Source organism: Shewanella mangrovi (genome assembly GCF_000753795.1).
Lineage (GTDB): Bacteria > Pseudomonadota > Gammaproteobacteria > Enterobacterales > Shewanellaceae > Shewanella > Shewanella mangrovi.
Genome location: NZ_JPEO01000002.1, coordinates 560,218 through 578,402, shown reverse-complemented (window position 1 = coordinate 578,402; position 18,185 = coordinate 560,218). Strand labels below are relative to the sequence as shown.

The following is an 18,185-nucleotide window of genomic DNA, read 5'->3' as shown; positions in this document are numbered from 1 at the left end:
GTTAGCGATTTTCACCATTTTGCGTTAAAGCTGTTAACAGCAAGTGACAGCTCAAGCTTTTATAGGATAGGGCGGTGATAAGAAAGGTTTGAAAAGACAACAAAAAAGGCGCACAAGGCGCCTTTTAATCGTTAAAGAATTGCAATTAGCGGTCTGACAACTTGATAAAATCGCGTTCAGCTTCACCAGTGTACAACTGACGAGGGCGGCTAATTTTATGTCCCGGCTGATCCAGCATCTCTTTCCAATGTGCAATCCAGCCTACAGTGCGTGCCAGTGCGAAGATCACAGTGAACATACTGGTTGGAATACCAATGGCCTTCATGATGATGCCAGAGTAGAAGTCGACGTTTGGATACAGCTTCTTAGAGATGAAGTATTCATCTTCCAAAGCAATGCGTTCCAGTTCCATTGCCACATCCAGCAATGGATCATCAACTTTCAGTTCAGTCAGCACTTCATGGCAGGTTTCACGCATCACTTTGGCACGCGGGTCAAAGTTCTTGTAAACGCGATGGCCAAAGCCCATCAGACGGAATGGATCGTTCTTATCTTTCGCTCTTTCGATGAACTCTGGAATGCGATCAACAGAACCAATCTCTTCCAGCATCTTCAGACACGCTTCGTTTGCACCACCATGAGCAGGGCCCCACAAGGATGCGATACCCGCTGCGATACACGCAAATGGGTTAGCACCTGACGAACCTGCCAAACGTACAGTAGAGGTAGAGGCATTCTGTTCATGGTCTGCATGCAGAATAAAGATGCGGTCCATAGCACGTTCAATGATTGGGTTCACTTGGTATGGTTCGCAAGGTACGCCAAACATCATTGACAAGAAATTACCACTGTAGCTCAAGTCGTTCCGTGGATACTGGAATGGTTGACCAACAGAGTACTTGTAACACATCGCGGCGAGTGTCGGCATTTTCGACACTAGACGATAAGCGGCGATTTCACGGTGTTTAGGATCTGCAACATCAAGAGAATCTTGATAGAACGAAGCTAATGCACCGGTAACGCCACAAAGCATGGCCATTGGGTGAGCGTCGCGGCGGAATCCGCGGAAGAAAAATTCAACTTGTTGATGCACCATTGTATGGTTGCGAACAGTTGCTGCAAATTTCTCATACTGCGCTTTAGACGGCAGTTCACCGTAAAGCAACAGGTAACATAAATCTAAATAGTTCGATTCGACCGCCAATTGGCCGATTGGATATCCTCGATGCAGCAGGATACCTTGTTCGCCATCAATGTAGGTGATAGCTGATTCGCATGATGCTGTGGCAAGAAAACCTGGGTCGAAGGTAAAGTACCCTTTGCTGCCTAATTTGCTGATGTCGATAACGTCGAAACCAGCGGTGCCTTGTTTGACTGGCAGTTCGATCGAGTCATTTCCTGGAAGTTCCAATTTGGCTACTTTTTCAGCCATAACCCGTTCTCCTTACTTCATTTTATTGTGAGTGCGGCATAACAAATGCGACTTACTTTACAAGTAATCTAGATCACATTTCAATTCAATTACCTGTTTAAATTCGTTAGACAATAGTATAGGTCTGACCAATTTTCCTGTTGCTACTTATACTTACGATTAAAAGTTTCGAAAAAAAATAAAATTTCCATTATGTGATGTTTGTATTTGACTTTTTCGGCGAGTATACTTGCTGCGGTTCAAAAGGGCTGCGTTCAGGTAGCCAAAATCAATGTGCTATACTGATGAATTGCTAAAGCAGTCAATCAGTTAGATGATTGTTCCACCTAGTCCATTTGCCAAATTAGTAATGTGATCTATATCACAAGCCGCCCTCGCTAGAAGGGCGATTCGCATAACAATAATGCTCAATGGAGCTGAGTGAGCAGAACGTGAAAAAGCAAAGACCTGTCCATTTAGATCTGCAGACCATTCGCTTTCCGGCGACTGCAATTGCGTCCATTCTCCACCGGGTTTCCGGTGTCATCATGCTGTTTGCGGTTGGTGTACTGCTATGGTTGCTTAACGCATCTTTAAAGTCACCAGAAAGTTTTCAGTATGTGCAATCACTGCTTGATAGCTTCTTATTGAAGTTGATCGTATGGGGTATTCTCACCGTACTTGGTTACCATCTGCTGGGCGGTTTACGCCACCTAGTAATGGATACCGGTCGTTGGGAAGAACTGGCGTCAGGTAAGGCGTCAGCTAAGGCGGTATTCGTACTCGCCATCATCTTTTCGATTCTGGCGGGGGTTTGGGTATGGTAACCAATGCAGCATCGTTCGGACGAAGCGGTGTCCATGACTATATTATGTTGCGCGCGAGCGCAGTTGTTTTAGCCTGTTATACATTATTTTTAGTGGCATTCGCCGCTGTCAGTAGTCCTCTCACTTATGACGTTTGGCACGGTTTATTTTCCGCCCTGCCAATGAAAGTGTTTACCTTACTCGCATTGATTGCATTGCTTATCCACGCTTGGATTGGTGTATGGCAGGTACTGACCGACTACGTGAAGTGTGTATCTTTACGTGGCGTGCTTCAGTTTGTTTTTGTCGTGACAGCCTTTGCATATCTGGCTAGCGGCATTCTGATTGTGTGGGGTGTATAAGTGGCTATTCAGGTAAGAGAGTTTGATGCAGTCGTCATCGGTGCTGGTGGCGCCGGTATGCGTGCTGCACTGCAGATTTCTAAGGAAGGCAAGAGCTGTGCGCTTCTGTCAAAAGTATTTCCAACCCGTTCTCATACAGTGTCCGCACAGGGCGGTATTACAGTTGCGCTGGGCAACGCCCATGAAGACAACTGGGAATACCATATGTATGACACCGTTAAAGGCTCAGACTTTATTGGTGACCAAGACGCGATTGAATATATGTGCCAAACAGGTCCTGAAGCGATTATTGAGCTTGAGCACATGGGCTTGCCTTTCTCGCGTTTTGACAATGGTAAAATCTACCAACGTCCATTCGGTGGTCAGTCTAAAAACTTCGGCGGCGAACAAGCTGCCCGTACCGCTGCTGCCGCAGACCGCACCGGACATGCGTTACTTCACTGCCTTTACCAGCAGAACGTAAAAAACAAAACTCAGGTGTTTTCCGAATGGTATGCGCTTGATCTGGTAAAAAATGAAGATGGCGCCATTGTAGGTTGTACTGCAATGGAAATCGAAACCGGTGAAATCGTCTATTTCAAAGCCAAGGCCACTGTACTGGCGACCGGTGGTGCAGGCCGTATCTTTGCTTCTACGACTAATGCGCACATTAATACGGGTGATGGTATCGGTATGGCATCGCGTGCAGGTGTGCAGCTGCAGGACATGGAAATGTGGCAATTCCACCCGACTGGTATTGCTGGCGCGGGTGTTTTGGTTACCGAAGGTTGCCGCGGTGAAGGCGGTTACCTACTGAATAAAGACGGCGAACGCTTTATGGAGCGTTATGCGCCAAACGCGAAAGATTTGGCTTCTCGTGACGTGGTAGCACGTTCAATGATGACCGAAATTCGCGAAGGTCGTGGCTGTACCGATGGCGGTCTTGGTCCACACCTGAAGCTAAAACTGGATCACTTAGGTAAAGAAACCTTAGAAGCGCGTCTGCCAGGTGTATGTGAATTGTCACGTACATTTGCGCATATCGATCCAGCTGATGGTCCTATTCCAGTTATTCCAACCTGCCACTATATGATGGGTGGTTTGCCAACGCGTGTTACTGGTCAGGTGATTCATAAAGAAGCCGATGGTACAGAAACTGACGTGGTCGGTCTGTTCGCTGTGGGTGAAATCGCTTGTGTATCAGTGCATGGTGCTAACCGTCTGGGCGGTAACTCACTGCTTGATTTGGTGGTCTTTGGTCGTGCTGCTGGCCAACACTTGGGCGCGGCATTAGAACAGATGGATACGCCAAAACCAGCAACTGAAGCTGAAATTGCGAAATCGTTGGAACGTCTTAACCGTTGGGAAAACACCAAAGAGGGTGAAGATCCATTCCAAATCCGCAAAGATATGCAGATGTGTATGCAGTTACACTTCTCGGTATTCCGTAGCGGTGATGCGATGGCTGAAGGTCTGGAAGAATTGAAAGCGATCCGTGCTCGTCTGGCCAATGCCAAACTGTCGGATGACTCGAAAGAATTTAATACTCAACGTATCGAATGTCTGGAGCTTGATAACCTGATGGCGACTGCAATTGCTTCAGCTTACGCTGCTAACTTCCGTACCGAGAGTCGTGGTGCGCACAGCCGTGAAGACTATCCAGAGCGTGATGACGCCAACTGGTTGTGTCATAGCTTGTACGATCCAAACACTGAATCTATGGACCGCCGTGATGTGAACATGTCACCTAAGTTCCGTGAAGCCTTCCCACCTAAGAAACGTACCTACTAAGGAGTCGCGAGATGAAATTAGACATTGCTGTTTATCGCTACAATCCTGATGTAGATAAAAAGCCCTACATGAAGGATTACCAACTGGAAATTCCAGATGGCTCTGACATGATGATGCTGGACGTGTTGATCAAGCTGAAAGAGCAAGACCCAACACTGGCATTTCGTCGCTCATGTCGCGAAGGGGTGTGCGGTTCTGACGGTATGAACATGAATGGTAAGAACGGCCTTGCCTGTATTACCCCAGTTTCAACCTTTAAAGGCAAAAAGCTTGAAATCAGACCATTGCCTGGTATGCCAGTGGTACGTGACCTGATTGTAGATTTGAGCCAATTCTATAAGCAGTACGAGAAGATCAAGCCATATTTGATCAACGATGACAAGCAACCAGCACGTGAACATTTGCAATCTCCTGAAGAGCGCGCACACTTGGATGGTCTGTACGAATGTATTATGTGTGCTTGTTGTTCAACGGCTTGTCCTTCGTTCTGGTGGAACCCTGACAAGTTTGTCGGCCCAAGTGGTTTGTTGCATGCCTATCGTTTCTTAATCGATAGTCGTGACACTGCGACCGAAGAGCGTTTAGATGGATTAGACGATGCCTACAGTGTATTCCGCTGCCACGGCATTATGAACTGCGTGGATGTCTGTCCGAAAGGTCTAAACCCAACGAAAGCCATTGGACACATCAAGTCCATGCTGTTGAATCGGGCGGTATAAATGCAACAAGACGGGCAAGCATCCATAATGATATAGCTCGTGCGGGAGTCACTTTCTCATGTGCAGGAAGTGGCTCTCTTTCGTGTGTAACGGACGACAGGTTGACTACAGGAAACGGAATTGGATTCAAGTAGTCAGATTCAGTGAAGTAGCTGAAGTAAAGCGATGCACATATACCAAGATTGAAAGGAATAAAAATGCACCAAGGCATCATGAAAGCTTGGCTCGAATCGTCTCACTTGAGTGGGGCAAACTCGACCTATGTAGAAGAGATGTATGAAGCCTATCAAGAAGACCCCAGTGCAGTCTCTGACGACTGGCGTGCCGTCTTTGATAATCTCCCTCCAGTAAACGGTAACGACTCTACCTTACCTGAACCTGCTCACTCGAAAATTCGCGATTATTTTAGATCATTGGCAAGCGACAGCCGTAGTAGTAAGACTGCCGGCCGAATGACTGATCCCGATTTAGATGCTAAGCAAGTTAAAGTACTGCAGTTGATTAACGCTTACCGTTTTCGTGGCCACCAAAATGCTCAGCTTGACCCGCTAGCATTGTGGAAGCGCGACACCGTTGCCGAGCTAGATCCTGCGTTCCATGGTTTGACTGCCGAAGATATGGAGCGTGAGTTCAATACAGGTTCGTTTGCACATGGTAATGGCACCATGAAGCTTGCCGATTTGGTTAAAGCGCTAAAGGTGACTTATACCGAATCCATCGGTGCGGAATATATGCATATTACCGACACTGATGAAAAACGTTGGATCCAACAGCGTTTGGAACCCACGTTAGGCAAGGCTACTTATTCCGCAGAGGTAAAATCCCGTCTGTTGGAAGGTCTTAATGCTGCCGAAGGGATGGAAAAATATCTTGGTGCAAAATTCCCTGGCGCAAAACGTTTTTCACTGGAAGGTGGAGACTCCTTAGTACCCATGCTTCGCGAAATTATTTATCGCGGTGGTGAAGCGGGTACTAAAGAGATTGTGATCGGTATGGCTCACCGTGGTCGTTTGAACGTACTGGTTAACATCCTCGGTAAGCGTCCTGGTGAACTATTTGATGAGTTTGCTGGTAAACACCATGAAGAAGGACTGGGGTCAGGTGACGTTAAGTATCACCAAGGCTTCTCTTCAGATTTTGAAACACCGGGCGGTAACGTGCATTTGGCGTTGGCTTTCAACCCATCGCATCTTGAAATTGTAAACCCGGTAGTGATGGGGTCAGTTCGTGCCCGTCTTGACCGTCGTGGTTGTGATGATGGCCTTCAGGTGATGCCGATTACTATTCACGGTGACTCTGCCATAGCGGGTCAGGGGATCGTGCAAGAAACCTTTAACATGTCGCAAACTCGCGCATTTAAAGTCGGCGGTTCTATCCGTATCGTGGTGAATAACCAAGTGGGTTTCACTACCTCGAATCATCAAGATACCCGTTCAACAGAATACTGTACTGATATTGCGAAGATGGTGCAGGCACCTATCTTCCACGTCAACGGTGATGATCCAGAAGCAGTTGCCTTCATTTCGCAACTGGCGGTTGATTACCGCAACACCTTTAAACGTGATGTGGTTATTGAGCTGGTTTGCTATCGTCGTCATGGTCATAACGAAGCTGATGAGCCAAGTGCAACTCAGCCGATGATGTACAGCAAAATCAAAAAGCATCCAACGACCCGTAAAATCTATGCAGATCGTTTGATCGAGCAGCAAACATTGAATGCTGGCGATGTCACCTCTCTGGTGAACAGCTATCGCGATGCGTTGGATAAGGGCGATTGCGTCGTCAAAGAGTGGCGTCCTATGACGCTGCACACTGTTGACTGGACACCATATCTAAACCGCGAGTGGGATGAGCCTTATCAAGGCAGTATGCCGCTGGAGCATCTGAAAGAGTTAGCCGCAAAAGTTAGTTATGTACCTGAAACACATAAGCTACATAGCCGCGTTGCTAAGATTTATACCGACCGCGATGCCATGGCAAAAGGCGAGAAGATGCTCGATTGGGGCTTCGCTGAAACGCTAGCCTACGCCACGATTCTGGAAGATAAAAAGCGCGTACGTATTACCGGACAGGATTCTGGCCGCGGTACCTTCTTCCACCGTCATGCTGTGTTGCACAACCAAAATGATGGCACTACTTATTTCCCACTGCGTCATGTGGCAGATAAAGAAGGTCCTTTCGATATCAACGACTCAGTACTGTCAGAAGCTTCTGTATTGGCCTTTGAATATGGTTACGCCACAGCTGAACCAGCGGGTTTAACCATCTGGGAAGCGCAGTTCGGTGACTTTGCTAACTGTGCGCAAGTAGTAATTGACCAATTCTTGTCTTCAGGAGAGCAGAAGTGGGGCCGTCTGTGTGCTTTAACAATGTTACTGCCTCACGGTTATGAAGGTCAGGGCCCAGAACACTCATCAGCACGTTTGGAACGTTTCCTACAGCTGTGTGCTAACCACAATATGCAGGTGTGTATTCCATCTACACCAGCGCAGGTTTACCACATGCTGCGTCGCCAAGTGGTGCGCCCAATGCGTCGTCCGTTGGTGGTGATGTCACCTAAATCATTGTTACGTCATCCAATGGCGGTGTCTTCTTTGGAAGAGCTGGCAGAAGGTAGCTTCCGTAACGTGATTGGTGAAGTTGACGCACTTGACTCTGCAAAAGTCGATCGTGTGGTGTTCTGTAGCGGTAAAGTTTACTACGACCTGTTAGATCGTCGTCGTAAAGAAAATATCGATAATGTTGCGATTGTCCGTGTGGAACAGCTATATCCGTTCCCACATGAAGAGATGGACGCAGTATTAGCCGATTATCAACATGTGAAAGATTTCGTTTGGTGTCAGGAAGAGCCTCAGAACCAAGGTGCATGGTATTGCAGTCAGCACCATTTCTGGACTTCGATTCCAAAAGGAGCCCAATTGAGCTATGCCGGCAGGGAAGCCTCTGCTGCACCAGCTTGTGGTTATCCGGAATTGCATACGCGCCAGCAGGAATCTCTGATCGCAAGCGCATTAAATCTGAAGTAATAAATTTATATAAAAGGAAAGCTTTCCATGAGTATCGAAATCAAGGTACCAGTCCTGCCAGAATCAGTAGCGGATGCAACCATCGCCACTTGGCACGTTAAGCCAGGAGAGGCTGTTTCACGCGATCAGAACCTGGTTGATATCGAAACCGATAAAGTCGTGCTGGAAGTTGTAGCACCTGAAGATGGTGCTATCAGCGAGTTCTTGTTCCAAGAAGGTGACACCGTTCTGGGCGAACAAGTCATTGCCAAATTTGAGCCAGGTGCTGTTGTTGGCCAAGAAGTTTCTAAGGAACAAGCAGAAGCGGCAGCGCCAAAAGCGGAAGCTGCAGACGCTCCTGCCGAGAGCAATGATGCACTGAGCCCTTCAGTACGTCGTTTGGTCGCTGAACATAACGTTGACCCTAGCCAAATTAAAGGCACTGGTGTTGGCGGTCGTATTACCAAAGAAGACGTAGAAGCGTTTGTGAAATCAGCAGGCAAACCAGCGGCAGCTGCTGCAGCACCTGCACCAGTTGCACTGAGCGGCGAGCGTAGCGAAAAGCGTGTGCCAATGACACGTCTGCGTAAGACTATTGCAACCCGTCTGCTGGAAGCGAAGAACTCGACTGCCATGTTGACCACCTTCAACGAAGTTAACATGAAACCTATCATGAACATTCGTAAGAAGTATCAAGATGAGTTCGAGAAGAAGCACGGTATTCGTTTGGGCTTCATGTCTTTCTACGTGAAAGCTGTTACCGAAGCACTGAAACGCTATCCAGAAGTGAACGCGTCTATCGACAGTAACGACATCGTTTACCACAACTACTTTGACGTGAGCATCGCGGTATCAACGCCTCGTGGTTTGGTAACACCAGTGCTGCGTGACACCGACACCATGACGCTCGCGGATATGGAAAAAGCGATTCGTGAACTGGCAATTAAAGGCCGTGACGGCAAGCTGACCGTTGAAGACATGACTGGCGGCAACTTCACCGTAACTAACGGTGGTGTATTTGGTTCGCTAATGTCGACCCCAATTCTGAATCTGCCACAAAGTGCCATTCTCGGTATGCATGCCATTAAAGATCGTCCAATGGCAGTGAATGGTCAGGTAGAAATTCAGCCAATGATGTATTTAGCGCTTTCATACGATCACCGCATTATTGATGGTCGTGAATCAGTGGGCTTCCTCGTCACAATCCGTGACTTGCTGGAAGACCCAACTCGTTTGTTGCTTGACCTGTAAGGCGGCGACAAGCAGTACCTCGTGACTGGCCTTCGGGTGAGGGCCAGTTTGTCCAAAAACGTAGTTTACGGATAATCAATCATGAATTTGCATGAGTATCAGGCAAAAGCCTTATTTGCAGAATACGGTTTGCCAGTGTCAGAAGGCTATGCCTGCGACACAGCACAGGAAGCAGTTGAAGCTGCAGGCCGTATCGGTGGCGACACTTGGGTAGTTAAGTGTCAGGTACATGCGGGCGGCCGTGGTAAAGCTGGCGGTGTGAAAGTCACCGGTGACAAAGAAGAGATCCGCGCATTTGCCGAAAAATGGTTAGGCAAAAATCTGGTGACCTATCAGACTGATGAAAAAGGTCAGCCGGTTGCCAAGATTTTGGTCGAAAGCTGTACTGATATCGCCACTGAATTGTACTTAGGTGCAGTCGTGGACCGTGGCTCACGTCGCGTAGTGTTCATGGCATCTACCGAAGGCGGTGTTGAGATTGAGAAAGTCGCTGAAGAAACCCCAGAGCTGATCCACAAAGCAGTGATTGACCCAATCACTGGTCCTCAGCCTTTCCAAGGTCGCGACTTAGGTTTCAAATTGGGTCTTAACCCAACTCAAATCAAGCAGTTCACCAAGATCTTCATGGGCTTAGCCACCATGTTCTTGGAACACGACTTCGCACTGCTGGAAATCAACCCACTGGTTATTACCACTGAAGGCAACCTGCATTGCTTAGACGGTAAAATTGGTGTTGATAGCAACGCATTGTTCCGTCAACCAAAAATCAAAGATATGCACGATCCTTCACAGGATGATCCACGTGAAGCCCATGCTGCTAAGTTTGAACTGAACTACGTGGCACTGGACGGTAACGTAGGTTGTATGGTGAACGGTGCTGGTTTAGCGATGGGAACTATGGACATCGTAAACCTGCATGGCGGTAAGCCAGCAAACTTCTTGGACGTTGGTGGCGGTGCCACTAAAGAACGTGTATCTGAAGCGTTCAAGATCATTCTGTCTGACAGCAATGTAAAAGCAGTATTGGTGAACATCTTCGGTGGTATCGTGCGTTGTGACATGATCGCTGAAGGTATCATCGGTGCAGTAAAAGAAGTTGGTGTTGAAGTACCGGTTGTGGTTCGTCTTGAAGGTACTAACGCTGAACTTGGTGCGAAAGTATTGGCTGAATCCGGTCTGGATATCATCGCGGCGAGCAGCCTGACTGATGCAGCTCAGCAAGTGGTTAAAGCTGCGGAGGGCAAATAATGTCTGTATTAATCAATAAAGATACCAAGGTGATCTGTCAGGGTTTCACTGGCGGTCAAGGTACATTCCACTCTGAGCAAGCTCTGGCTTATGGTACTCAGTTGGTAGGTGGTGTATCTCCAGGTAAAGGCGGTACTACTCATCTGGGTCTGCCAGTGTTCAACACTGTAAAAGACGCAGTAGCTGAAACCGGTGCGACTGCATCTGTTATCTATGTACCAGCACCTTTCTGTAAAGATGCGATTTTGGAAGCTATCGACAGCGGTATTCAGTTGATCGTTTGTATCACTGAAGGCATCCCAACGCTGGATATGCTGCAGGTTAAAGTGAAGCTGGAACAAACCGGCGTGCGCATGATCGGTCCTAACTGTCCAGGTGTTATCACACCGGGTGAATGTAAGATTGGTATCATGCCAGGTCACATCCACAAGCCAGGTAAAGTGGGTATCGTTTCTCGTTCAGGTACTTTGACTTACGAAGCGGTAAAACAAACCACTGATGAAGGTTTCGGCCAATCAACTTGTGTTGGTATCGGCGGTGACCCAATCCCAGGGACTAACTTTATCGACGTATTGGAAATGTTCCAAAACGACCCACTGACTGAAGCTATCGTGATGATTGGTGAAATCGGTGGTACTGCTGAAGAAGAAGCGGCAGCTTACATCAAAGCTAACGTAACTAAGCCAGTAGTTTCTTATATTGCCGGTGTGACTGCACCTCCAGGCAAACGTATGGGCCACGCTGGTGCGATCATCGCTGGCGGTAAAGGTACTGCGGCTGACAAGTTTGCGGCACTGGAAGCTGCAGGTGTGACCACTGTTCGTTCACTGGCGGATATTGGTAAAGCGCTGCGCGAAAAAACGGGTTGGTAAGTCGTTCTGACCTTAAAAAGGCGCCGAAAGGCGCCTTTTTTGTGGCAGCTATCTAAGAGCAGGGACATAAAAAAACCGACCTAAAGGTCGGCTTCTTGCTCACGCTGAGTACTGCTTACTCTTCGTCACCGTGATCGCACTTACCATCGATACTGCTACCGTATAGATAGAGGCTATGGTTAGTGAGCTTGATATTGTGTCTTTGCGCAATCTCGTGCTGACGACGTTCAATCATTTCATCAGTAAACTCAATCACTTTACCGCAGGTCAAACACACCAAGTGGTCGTGATGGTCTTGTGTCGACAGCTCGAACACCGCTTTACCGCTCTCAAAGTGGTGACGAGACACAATACCCGCATCATCAAATTGGTTAAGCACACGATAGACAGTGGCTAGGCCAATCTCTTCGCCCATATCGAGCAATTTTTTATATAAGTCTTCTGCGCTGATATGTTGATTCTCTGGTCCTTGCATCAATTCCAGGATCTTTATTCTCGGCAGGGTGACTTTTAGACCCGCTTTTTTTAGTGCTTGATTTCCATCTGTCATGGTGAATCTCTTGATTGCAGAACCCGTTATCACAGCTGAGGGTTCATCAGTGGGTGTTGGACTCATTATATGAGCAGTTTTTACAAACTTAAACCTTCGCTGGCTTTTTTGAGGCTAACTTAAGCACAAAAGTGGTTTATTGACCTATATCTCAATAAAAACAAACAGATTGGCATTATTTTTTGTGGGGTTATACCAAGGAACTATTGCCCCTATAGTGACGGCTGGGCAGTATGAGACAAAATGAAAAAGGGGTCATGCATGTACCAAAAAATTGTAGTGCTGACCGGGGCAGGGATCTCGGCAGAATCTGGCTTACGTACGTTCAGAGATCAAAATGGGCTTTGGGAAGATCATCATATCGAAGATGTCGCCACGCCCGAAGGTTACATGCGCAATCCTGAGCTGGTAGAAAGCTTTTATAATGACCGTTGGCGACAACTACAAGTGCCCGAGGTCAAACCTAATGCAGCGCATGAGGCGTTGGCTAAGCTGGAGCAAGCTTTCGCGGGGGACTTTCTGCTGGTGACGCAGAACGTGGATAACCTGCATGAACGTGCTGGTAACCATAAGTTGCTGCACATGCATGGCGAGTTATCTAAGGGCCGCTGTCCGCGTTCCGGGCAAATTTTTAGGCTGCATGAACCCTTTGGTCCAGATAATTGTTGTACTTGCTGTATTCCGGCGCAGCGCCTGCGGCCGCATATCGTGTGGTTTGGTGAAATACCGATTGGTATGGACAGAATTCATGATGCGTTGGAGGAGTGCGATCTGTTTATCGCGATTGGCACTTCGGGCACGGTCTACCCGGCTGCAGGGTTTGTTGATATTGCCAATCACCACGGTGCACTGTCGGTCGAAGTGAATTTAACCCCGAAAGAGCGCCATAGCTTGTTCCATCTGCACTATGAGGGCAAAGCTAGCGAAATTATGCCGTCATTAGTCGATAAAATCTTAAGCGGCAGTCTGTTTACGAAGTGATGTTGTCAAATGGCGGCGCGTCAATTGCGCCGCCTTTTGTATGAGCATCAGCCGTGACTGATAAATTGTGCCGTATCGTCATCGGCACTAATAGCGGCAACGTCTAGCATCGCCGTTGTTAACGCGGTGAGCTGTTCAGCACTAATGACATAAGGGGGCATGATATAAATAAAGCGGCTGAAAGGCCGTACCCAAACTCCTCGCTTAACAAATTCTTGCTGCAACTTGCCGGTATCGACCGTATGGTGCATTTCAATCACACCTACCGCGCCTAATACTCTGACGGATTTGACTTGCTTTATGTCTCTTGCAGGGGCTAACTCACGGTGCATTTGCGCTTCTATCGCGCTCACTTGCTGTTGCCAGTTTCCGGTTGCAATGAGTTTGAGGCTAGCACGCGCGGCGGCGCACGCTAGTGGATTTGCCATAAAGGTTGGGCCATGCATAAATACGCCCGCTGGCGAATTGCTAATACCACTGGCGACCTCATCGCTGCACAGCGTAGCCGCTAGGCTGATATAGCCGCCGGTCAGCGCTTTACCGACACACATGATGTCGGGCTGAATAGCGGCATGTTCACAGGCAAACATTTTACCGGTGCGGCCAAAGCCAGTCGCGATTTCATCCAAAATCAACAACACTTGGTACTTATCGCAAAGCTCGCGTAGACGCTTAAGATAGTCAGCGCTATAAAACCACATGGCGCCTGCGCCTTGCATAATGGGTTCAATAATTAGCGCCGCAATCTCATGGTGTTGTTTGGCTAATAGTTGCGCTAATTCCGCGGTATCGTTCGCCGAACAGTCTTCGCCAAACGGCGTTTGCGGGGCTGGTGCAAACAGTTGCTGGGCGACATTAGCACCAAACATACTGTGCATGCCTTCAGTTGGGTCGCAGACACTCATGGCGGCAAAGGTGTCACCATGGTAACCCCGGCGCACCGTAAGAATCTTACTTTTGTCGCTTGCTGCTCGGCCTTGCCAATACTGCAGCGCCATCTTCATCGCGACTTCAACAGAGATGGAACCTGAATCAGCGAAAAACACTTTGCTGAGGTTGTCGGGTGCCAGCGCCAATAACTGCTTACCGAGCTCAATCGCCGGTTCGTGGGTAATACCACCGAACATAACATGACTCAGTTGAGACAGTTGTTGTTGCATGCTTGCCAGAATCTGCGGGTGACTATAACCATGAATACAGGCCCACCACGAGCTGGTGCCGTCGATTAACTGCTGACCATTATCAAGCGTAAGCGTAACGCCGCTGGCAGAGGTCACACCAAATACTGTGGCCGGTGCTTGCATGGAACTATAGGGATGCCACAGATGCTGCTGGTCGAACGAGTAATCAATATTGTTCATAATATAATCAAAAGTAAACTTGTGTCGGCTATCTTTGTTGACAGCTGAATGGGCATGGGTATGCTAGCCAAAATAAAATTTTGCTTCAAGCCGCATTGTGCTGGGCATGAGATAACAGGAACGCAGATATGGTTGATGCAGTAGTGCGCCACGATTGGCAACGACAAGAGATTGAGGCGTTATTTGCGCTGCCGATGAATGATTTGCTGTTTCAAGCGCATAGCATTCACCGCCAGCAATTTAATCCCAACGAAGTGCAAGTGAGTCGCTTACTATCGATAAAAACGGGCGCCTGCCCAGAAGATTGTAAGTACTGCCCGCAAAGTGCGCGCTATGACACAGGTTTAGAAAAAGAGCGCTTGCTGGAAATGGAAAAGGTACTGACCGAAGCGCGTAGTGCCAAAGCTGCCGGTGCAACCCGATTCTGCATGGGCGCTGCATGGCGTAATCCTAAAGCGCGCGACATGCCTTATCTCACTGAGATGGTGAAAGAAGTCAAATCGTTGGGGATGGAAACCTGTATGACGCTCGGCATGTTGGATCAGCAGCAAGCTAACGAGTTAGCGGCGGCGGGGCTGGATTACTACAACCATAACCTCGACACATCACCAGAATTTTACGGTGACATTATCACCACTCGCACCTATGAAGACCGTTTAAATACCCTGGAGCATGTGCGTGCCGCGGGTATGAAAGTCTGTTCTGGTGGCATTGTCGGTATGGGCGAACAAGCGTCAGACCGCGCGGGGTTACTGCAACAACTGGCCAATATGCCGAAGCATCCAGATTCGGTACCGATCAATATGCTAGTAAAAGTCACAGGTACACCGTTGGCAGAACAGGAAGATCTCGACCCACTGGAGTTCGTCCGTACCATAGCGGTAGCGCGGATTATCATGCCGTTGTCTCGCGTTCGCCTGTCGGCAGGACGTGAAGAAATGAGTGATGAAATGCAGGCCATGTGTTTCTTTGCCGGTGCTAACTCGATTTTTTACGGCTGCAAACTGCTAACGACCGCCAACCCTGAGGAAAACGACGATATGTCGTTGTTTAAGCGCTTGGGTTTAACCCCAGAGCAGGGGCAGGCGGCTGTTCTGGAGCAAGAGGGCGCGGAGCTCGCTGAGGCGGTTAAACATCAGCAAGCTAAGCAAGCCAAGGCTTCCGGCGAATTTTACGACGCAGGTGCACTATAAGTGAGTCCGACTCAGCTGCTCCAGCTTATTGAGCAGCGGCAACAAATACTCAGACAACAAGGGTTACTGCGGCAACGTCAGTTGCGCAGCCCTTTACTCAATCAAGCCGCGATGATCTGCGCTGGGGAGCAACAACTGCTCAATTTTGCCAGCAACGATTATTTGGGGCTGAGCTTTGCCGAAGAAGTTGCTGACGCGCTCTATGCGGGTGCACAGCAATATGGTGTCGGCAGTACGGCTTCGCCTTTGGTGTGCGGCTACAGTCAAGCCCACTACCAGCTGGAGCAAGCCTTATGTGCCGCTACTGGTGATGAAGCCGCATTATTGTTTAGCTCCGGGTTTGCGGCCAACACCGCCTTACTAAAAAGCTTATTTAGTGAACATGACGTGGTGCTGGCTGATAAGCTGATCCACGCTTCAATGATTGATGGGCTGCGTGATGCCAAGGTAAAACTTAAGCGTTTCCCACATAACGATGTCACGGCCGCAGCGCGGCTTTTTGAGTCATCATTGCCCTTAGCAGTCTTGACCGAATCGGTATTTAGCATGGATGGCGACGTTGCCCCGCTAGCCGAATTAAACTCGCTTTGTCAGCAACATAATTGCCCGCTAATTGTTGATGATGCCCATGGCTTTTTACTGACAGACACCTTGAATATTAAGCCATTCGCACGGCTGATTACGTTTGGCAAAACGTTAGGTTGTCAGGGCGCCGCGATTGTCGGGAGCCAGACATTAATTGATTTTTTGGTGGCCAACAGCCGCGAATATATCTACTCCACGGCGTTATCTCCCGCGTGTTGTGTTGCGGCGCACATCGCACTGCAGTTGGCCGAGCGCGGCAATTTGCAGCAAGATTTACAACACAATATCCACTTATTTCGCCAATTAGCGACAGCTGCTGGGTTGCCGCTACTGCCATCTCTTACCGCAATTCAGCCAATCCTGATCGGTGAAAGTGACCGTGTGCTGCATGTGGCAAAACAGCTCGAGCAGCGCGGACTACTGGTGGGAGCGATTCGTCCGCCGACAGTGCCGCAAGGCAGTGGTCGTTTAAGGATTACCCTGAGTGCGCGTCATACCGCAGAACAGGTGGAACAATTGGTGGCTGCTATCGCCGAGGTGTTCAATGGGGATACTTAAGTCAGCAGCTGCCGCGAACAGTTATGATGCGGTGGCACATCGTTTCTCGCAAGCGGCGAGTGATTACCAGAGCCACGATGTCGTGCAGCGCCAAAGCCGTGCGCAGCTATTACAGTTACTCAAGCCTACTGTGGAGCGCCTGTTGGACGTCGGCGCGGGGCCAGGCACTGATTTCTCAGCCTTAAGCCCAACACAAGTGATAGCGGTTGATATAGCGCAAGGAATGTTAAGTCAACTTCGCCAAAGCTATGAATGTTATCAGCCAATATGTGCCGATGCGCAGCAACTGCCATTGTCGAACGATAGTCTCGATGGCTACTTCTCCAATCTTGCATTGCAATGGTGTGCGTCGATGGCACAGGTCGCTGGTGAAGCTTATCGGGTGCTGCGCCCACAAGGGCAGTTGGCGATTGCAATAGTAGTGGATGGCAGTCTGCCCGAGCTAACAGAGCTTGGTTTGCAAAAGCGCGCATTTTATAGCGCCGAGATGTGGCAGCAGGCGTTTGCTGGTCAGCCATGGCAAACGCTGACCAGCACGAAGCAGCAACATCATTGCTATTTTGACGACCTGCGTAGTTTGCTTTATTCCATTAAAGGTGTAGGCGCATCATCGGTTACCACAAATGCTGGTTTGCGCGGTAAGCGATATTGGCAACAGTTAGAACAGCAAGCTCAAGCATTACGGCAACCCCAAGGTTTAGCCTTGAGCTACCAAATTTTATATCTACAGGCACAGAAATAACTGCGTCCTTATTTACTTCATTTCAGGTGAACCGATGATTTTTTTTGTGACTGGTACTGATACCGACAGTGGTAAAACTGCTGTCTCTGCTGCGCTGTTACATAAGGCGCGCACGTTCCACGGCATGCGCACCTTAGGGATTAAACCTGTGGCATCGGGGTGTGAACGCACCGCAGACGGATTACGCAACAGTGATGCACAACTGTTGATGTCGGAATCCAGCCTGCAACTCGACTATGACCGCATCAACCCCTTCACCTTTGAACCTGCTATTGCGCCACATGTTGCCGCCGAAGATAGTGGAATCGACATTAGCCCTGAGGCGATTCTGTCATCACTCGATTTTACCCAGTTTTCGGTGGCGGATTTCTGCTTGATGGAAGGTGCCGGCGGTTGGCGTTTGCCATTGGGGGATAACCGCTACTTATCTGAAGTGGTGAGTGCGCTGGGGATCTCGGTGATTATCGTGGTCAATATGCGGCTTGGCGCACTTAATCATGCGTTGTTAACACGTGATGCAATTTTGGCAGATGGGCTGCAGGTGGCAGGCTGGGTTGCCAATAATACTGGGCCACAGATGCAAAGATATCAGGAAAACCTCATTAGCTTGAAAGAGATGATGGCGGCGCCTTTCCTTGGGGAAGTCCCATATTTAGAGGATTTTTCCGTCGCCAACGTGGCAGAGTATTTGGATTTAGCCCCGTTGCTGACCAGTAAAGCCTGAGTCCGCATACGTTAAAAAGCCGGCAACTGCTGGCTTTTTTGTCACGG

The 18,185-nt window shown here is 48.7% G+C and carries 16 protein-coding genes; 13 read left to right on the top strand and 3 right to left on the bottom strand.

What is annotated here, in order from left to right; translation table 11 throughout:
* Positions 1-145: 145 nt before the first annotated feature.
* Positions 146-1,432, bottom strand: a complete 1,287-nt coding sequence (locus tag HR45_RS05150) for a citrate synthase (RefSeq protein WP_037440257.1) — start codon at positions 1,430-1,432, stop codon at positions 146-148.
* 410 nt (positions 1,433-1,842) lie between these two features.
* Between HR45_RS05150 and sdhC the strand changes: the two genes are divergently transcribed.
* The 8 genes from sdhC (at position 1,843) to sucD (ending at position 11,444) form a co-directional block, all read left to right on the top strand.
* Positions 1,843-2,238: a succinate dehydrogenase cytochrome b556 subunit gene (gene sdhC / locus HR45_RS05145; protein ID WP_037440255.1), complete on the top strand. Its 396-nt coding sequence runs from the start codon at positions 1,843-1,845 to the stop codon at positions 2,236-2,238.
* Positions 2,232-2,579, top strand: coding sequence for a succinate dehydrogenase, hydrophobic membrane anchor protein (gene sdhD, locus HR45_RS05140; RefSeq protein WP_037440252.1), 348 nt, complete (start codon positions 2,232-2,234; stop codon positions 2,577-2,579). Before sdhC ends, sdhD begins: the two co-directional genes overlap by 7 nt.
* On the top strand, positions 2,580-4,349 hold the full coding sequence (gene sdhA, locus HR45_RS05135; RefSeq protein ID WP_037440250.1) for a succinate dehydrogenase flavoprotein subunit: 1,770 nt from the start codon (positions 2,580-2,582) through the stop codon (positions 4,347-4,349).
* An 11-nt stretch (positions 4,350-4,360) separates the two neighbouring features.
* The gene (locus HR45_RS05130; protein ID WP_037440248.1) at positions 4,361-5,068 is read left to right on the top strand and encodes a succinate dehydrogenase iron-sulfur subunit; all 708 of its coding nucleotides are present in this window, start codon (positions 4,361-4,363) and stop codon (positions 5,066-5,068) included.
* 197 nt (positions 5,069-5,265) lie between these two features.
* Positions 5,266-8,094 carry a 2-oxoglutarate dehydrogenase E1 component gene (gene sucA, locus HR45_RS05125; RefSeq protein ID WP_037440246.1) on the top strand — a complete coding sequence of 943 codons (2,829 nt, stop codon included), beginning with the start codon at positions 5,266-5,268 and terminating at the stop codon, positions 8,092-8,094.
* Positions 8,095-8,121: 27 nt separating this feature from the next.
* Positions 8,122-9,324, top strand: a complete 1,203-nt coding sequence (gene odhB / locus HR45_RS05120) for a 2-oxoglutarate dehydrogenase complex dihydrolipoyllysine-residue succinyltransferase (RefSeq protein WP_037440243.1) — start codon at positions 8,122-8,124, stop codon at positions 9,322-9,324.
* Positions 9,325-9,405: 81 nt separating this feature from the next.
* Complete coding sequence (gene sucC / locus HR45_RS05115) at positions 9,406-10,572, top strand: ADP-forming succinate--CoA ligase subunit beta (RefSeq protein WP_037440241.1); 1,167 nt, start codon at positions 9,406-9,408, stop codon at positions 10,570-10,572.
* Positions 10,572-11,444 carry a succinate--CoA ligase subunit alpha gene (gene sucD, locus HR45_RS05110; RefSeq protein WP_037440239.1) on the top strand — a complete coding sequence of 291 codons (873 nt, stop codon included), beginning with the start codon at positions 10,572-10,574 and terminating at the stop codon, positions 11,442-11,444. The genes sucC and sucD overlap by 1 nt, the downstream gene beginning before the upstream one ends.
* A 115-nt stretch (positions 11,445-11,559) precedes the next feature.
* Here the strand turns inward: sucD and fur are convergent, their stop codons facing one another.
* Positions 11,560-11,994, bottom strand: a complete 435-nt coding sequence (gene fur / locus HR45_RS05105) for a ferric iron uptake transcriptional regulator (protein WP_037440237.1) — start codon at positions 11,992-11,994, stop codon at positions 11,560-11,562.
* A gap of 261 nt (positions 11,995-12,255) precedes the next feature.
* Here fur and cobB point away from each other — a divergent pair, with 261 nt between their 5' ends.
* Positions 12,256-12,975, top strand: a complete 720-nt coding sequence (cobB, locus tag HR45_RS05100) for a Sir2 family NAD+-dependent deacetylase (protein ID WP_037440235.1) — start codon at positions 12,256-12,258, stop codon at positions 12,973-12,975.
* Positions 12,976-13,022: 47 nt separating this feature from the next.
* Here the strand turns inward: cobB and bioA are convergent, their stop codons facing one another.
* A complete protein-coding gene (gene bioA / locus HR45_RS05095) occupies positions 13,023-14,336 on the bottom strand; it encodes an adenosylmethionine--8-amino-7-oxononanoate transaminase (RefSeq protein ID WP_037440233.1) in 1,314 nt (437 codons plus the stop codon).
* 128 nt (positions 14,337-14,464) lie between these two features.
* On the opposite strand from bioA, the gene bioB reads away from it, so the two are divergent.
* Genes bioB through bioD form a run of 4 tightly spaced genes read left to right on the top strand, consistent with a single transcriptional unit; the run spans position 14,465 to position 18,138 of the window.
* Positions 14,465-15,529, top strand: a complete 1,065-nt coding sequence (gene bioB, locus HR45_RS05090; RefSeq protein WP_037440232.1) for a biotin synthase BioB — start codon at positions 14,465-14,467, stop codon at positions 15,527-15,529.
* Positions 15,530-16,672, top strand: a complete 1,143-nt coding sequence (locus HR45_RS05085) for an aminotransferase class I/II-fold pyridoxal phosphate-dependent enzyme (protein WP_037440230.1) — start codon at positions 15,530-15,532, stop codon at positions 16,670-16,672. It begins immediately after the preceding gene.
* A complete protein-coding gene (gene bioC / locus HR45_RS05080) occupies positions 16,659-17,414 on the top strand; it encodes a malonyl-ACP O-methyltransferase BioC (RefSeq protein WP_037440228.1) in 756 nt (251 codons plus the stop codon). The genes HR45_RS05085 and bioC overlap by 14 nt, the downstream gene beginning before the upstream one ends.
* Before the next feature lie 37 nt (positions 17,415-17,451).
* Complete coding sequence (gene bioD, locus HR45_RS05075; protein ID WP_037440451.1) at positions 17,452-18,138, top strand: dethiobiotin synthase; 687 nt, start codon at positions 17,452-17,454, stop codon at positions 18,136-18,138.
* Positions 18,139-18,185 lie beyond the last annotated feature (47 nt).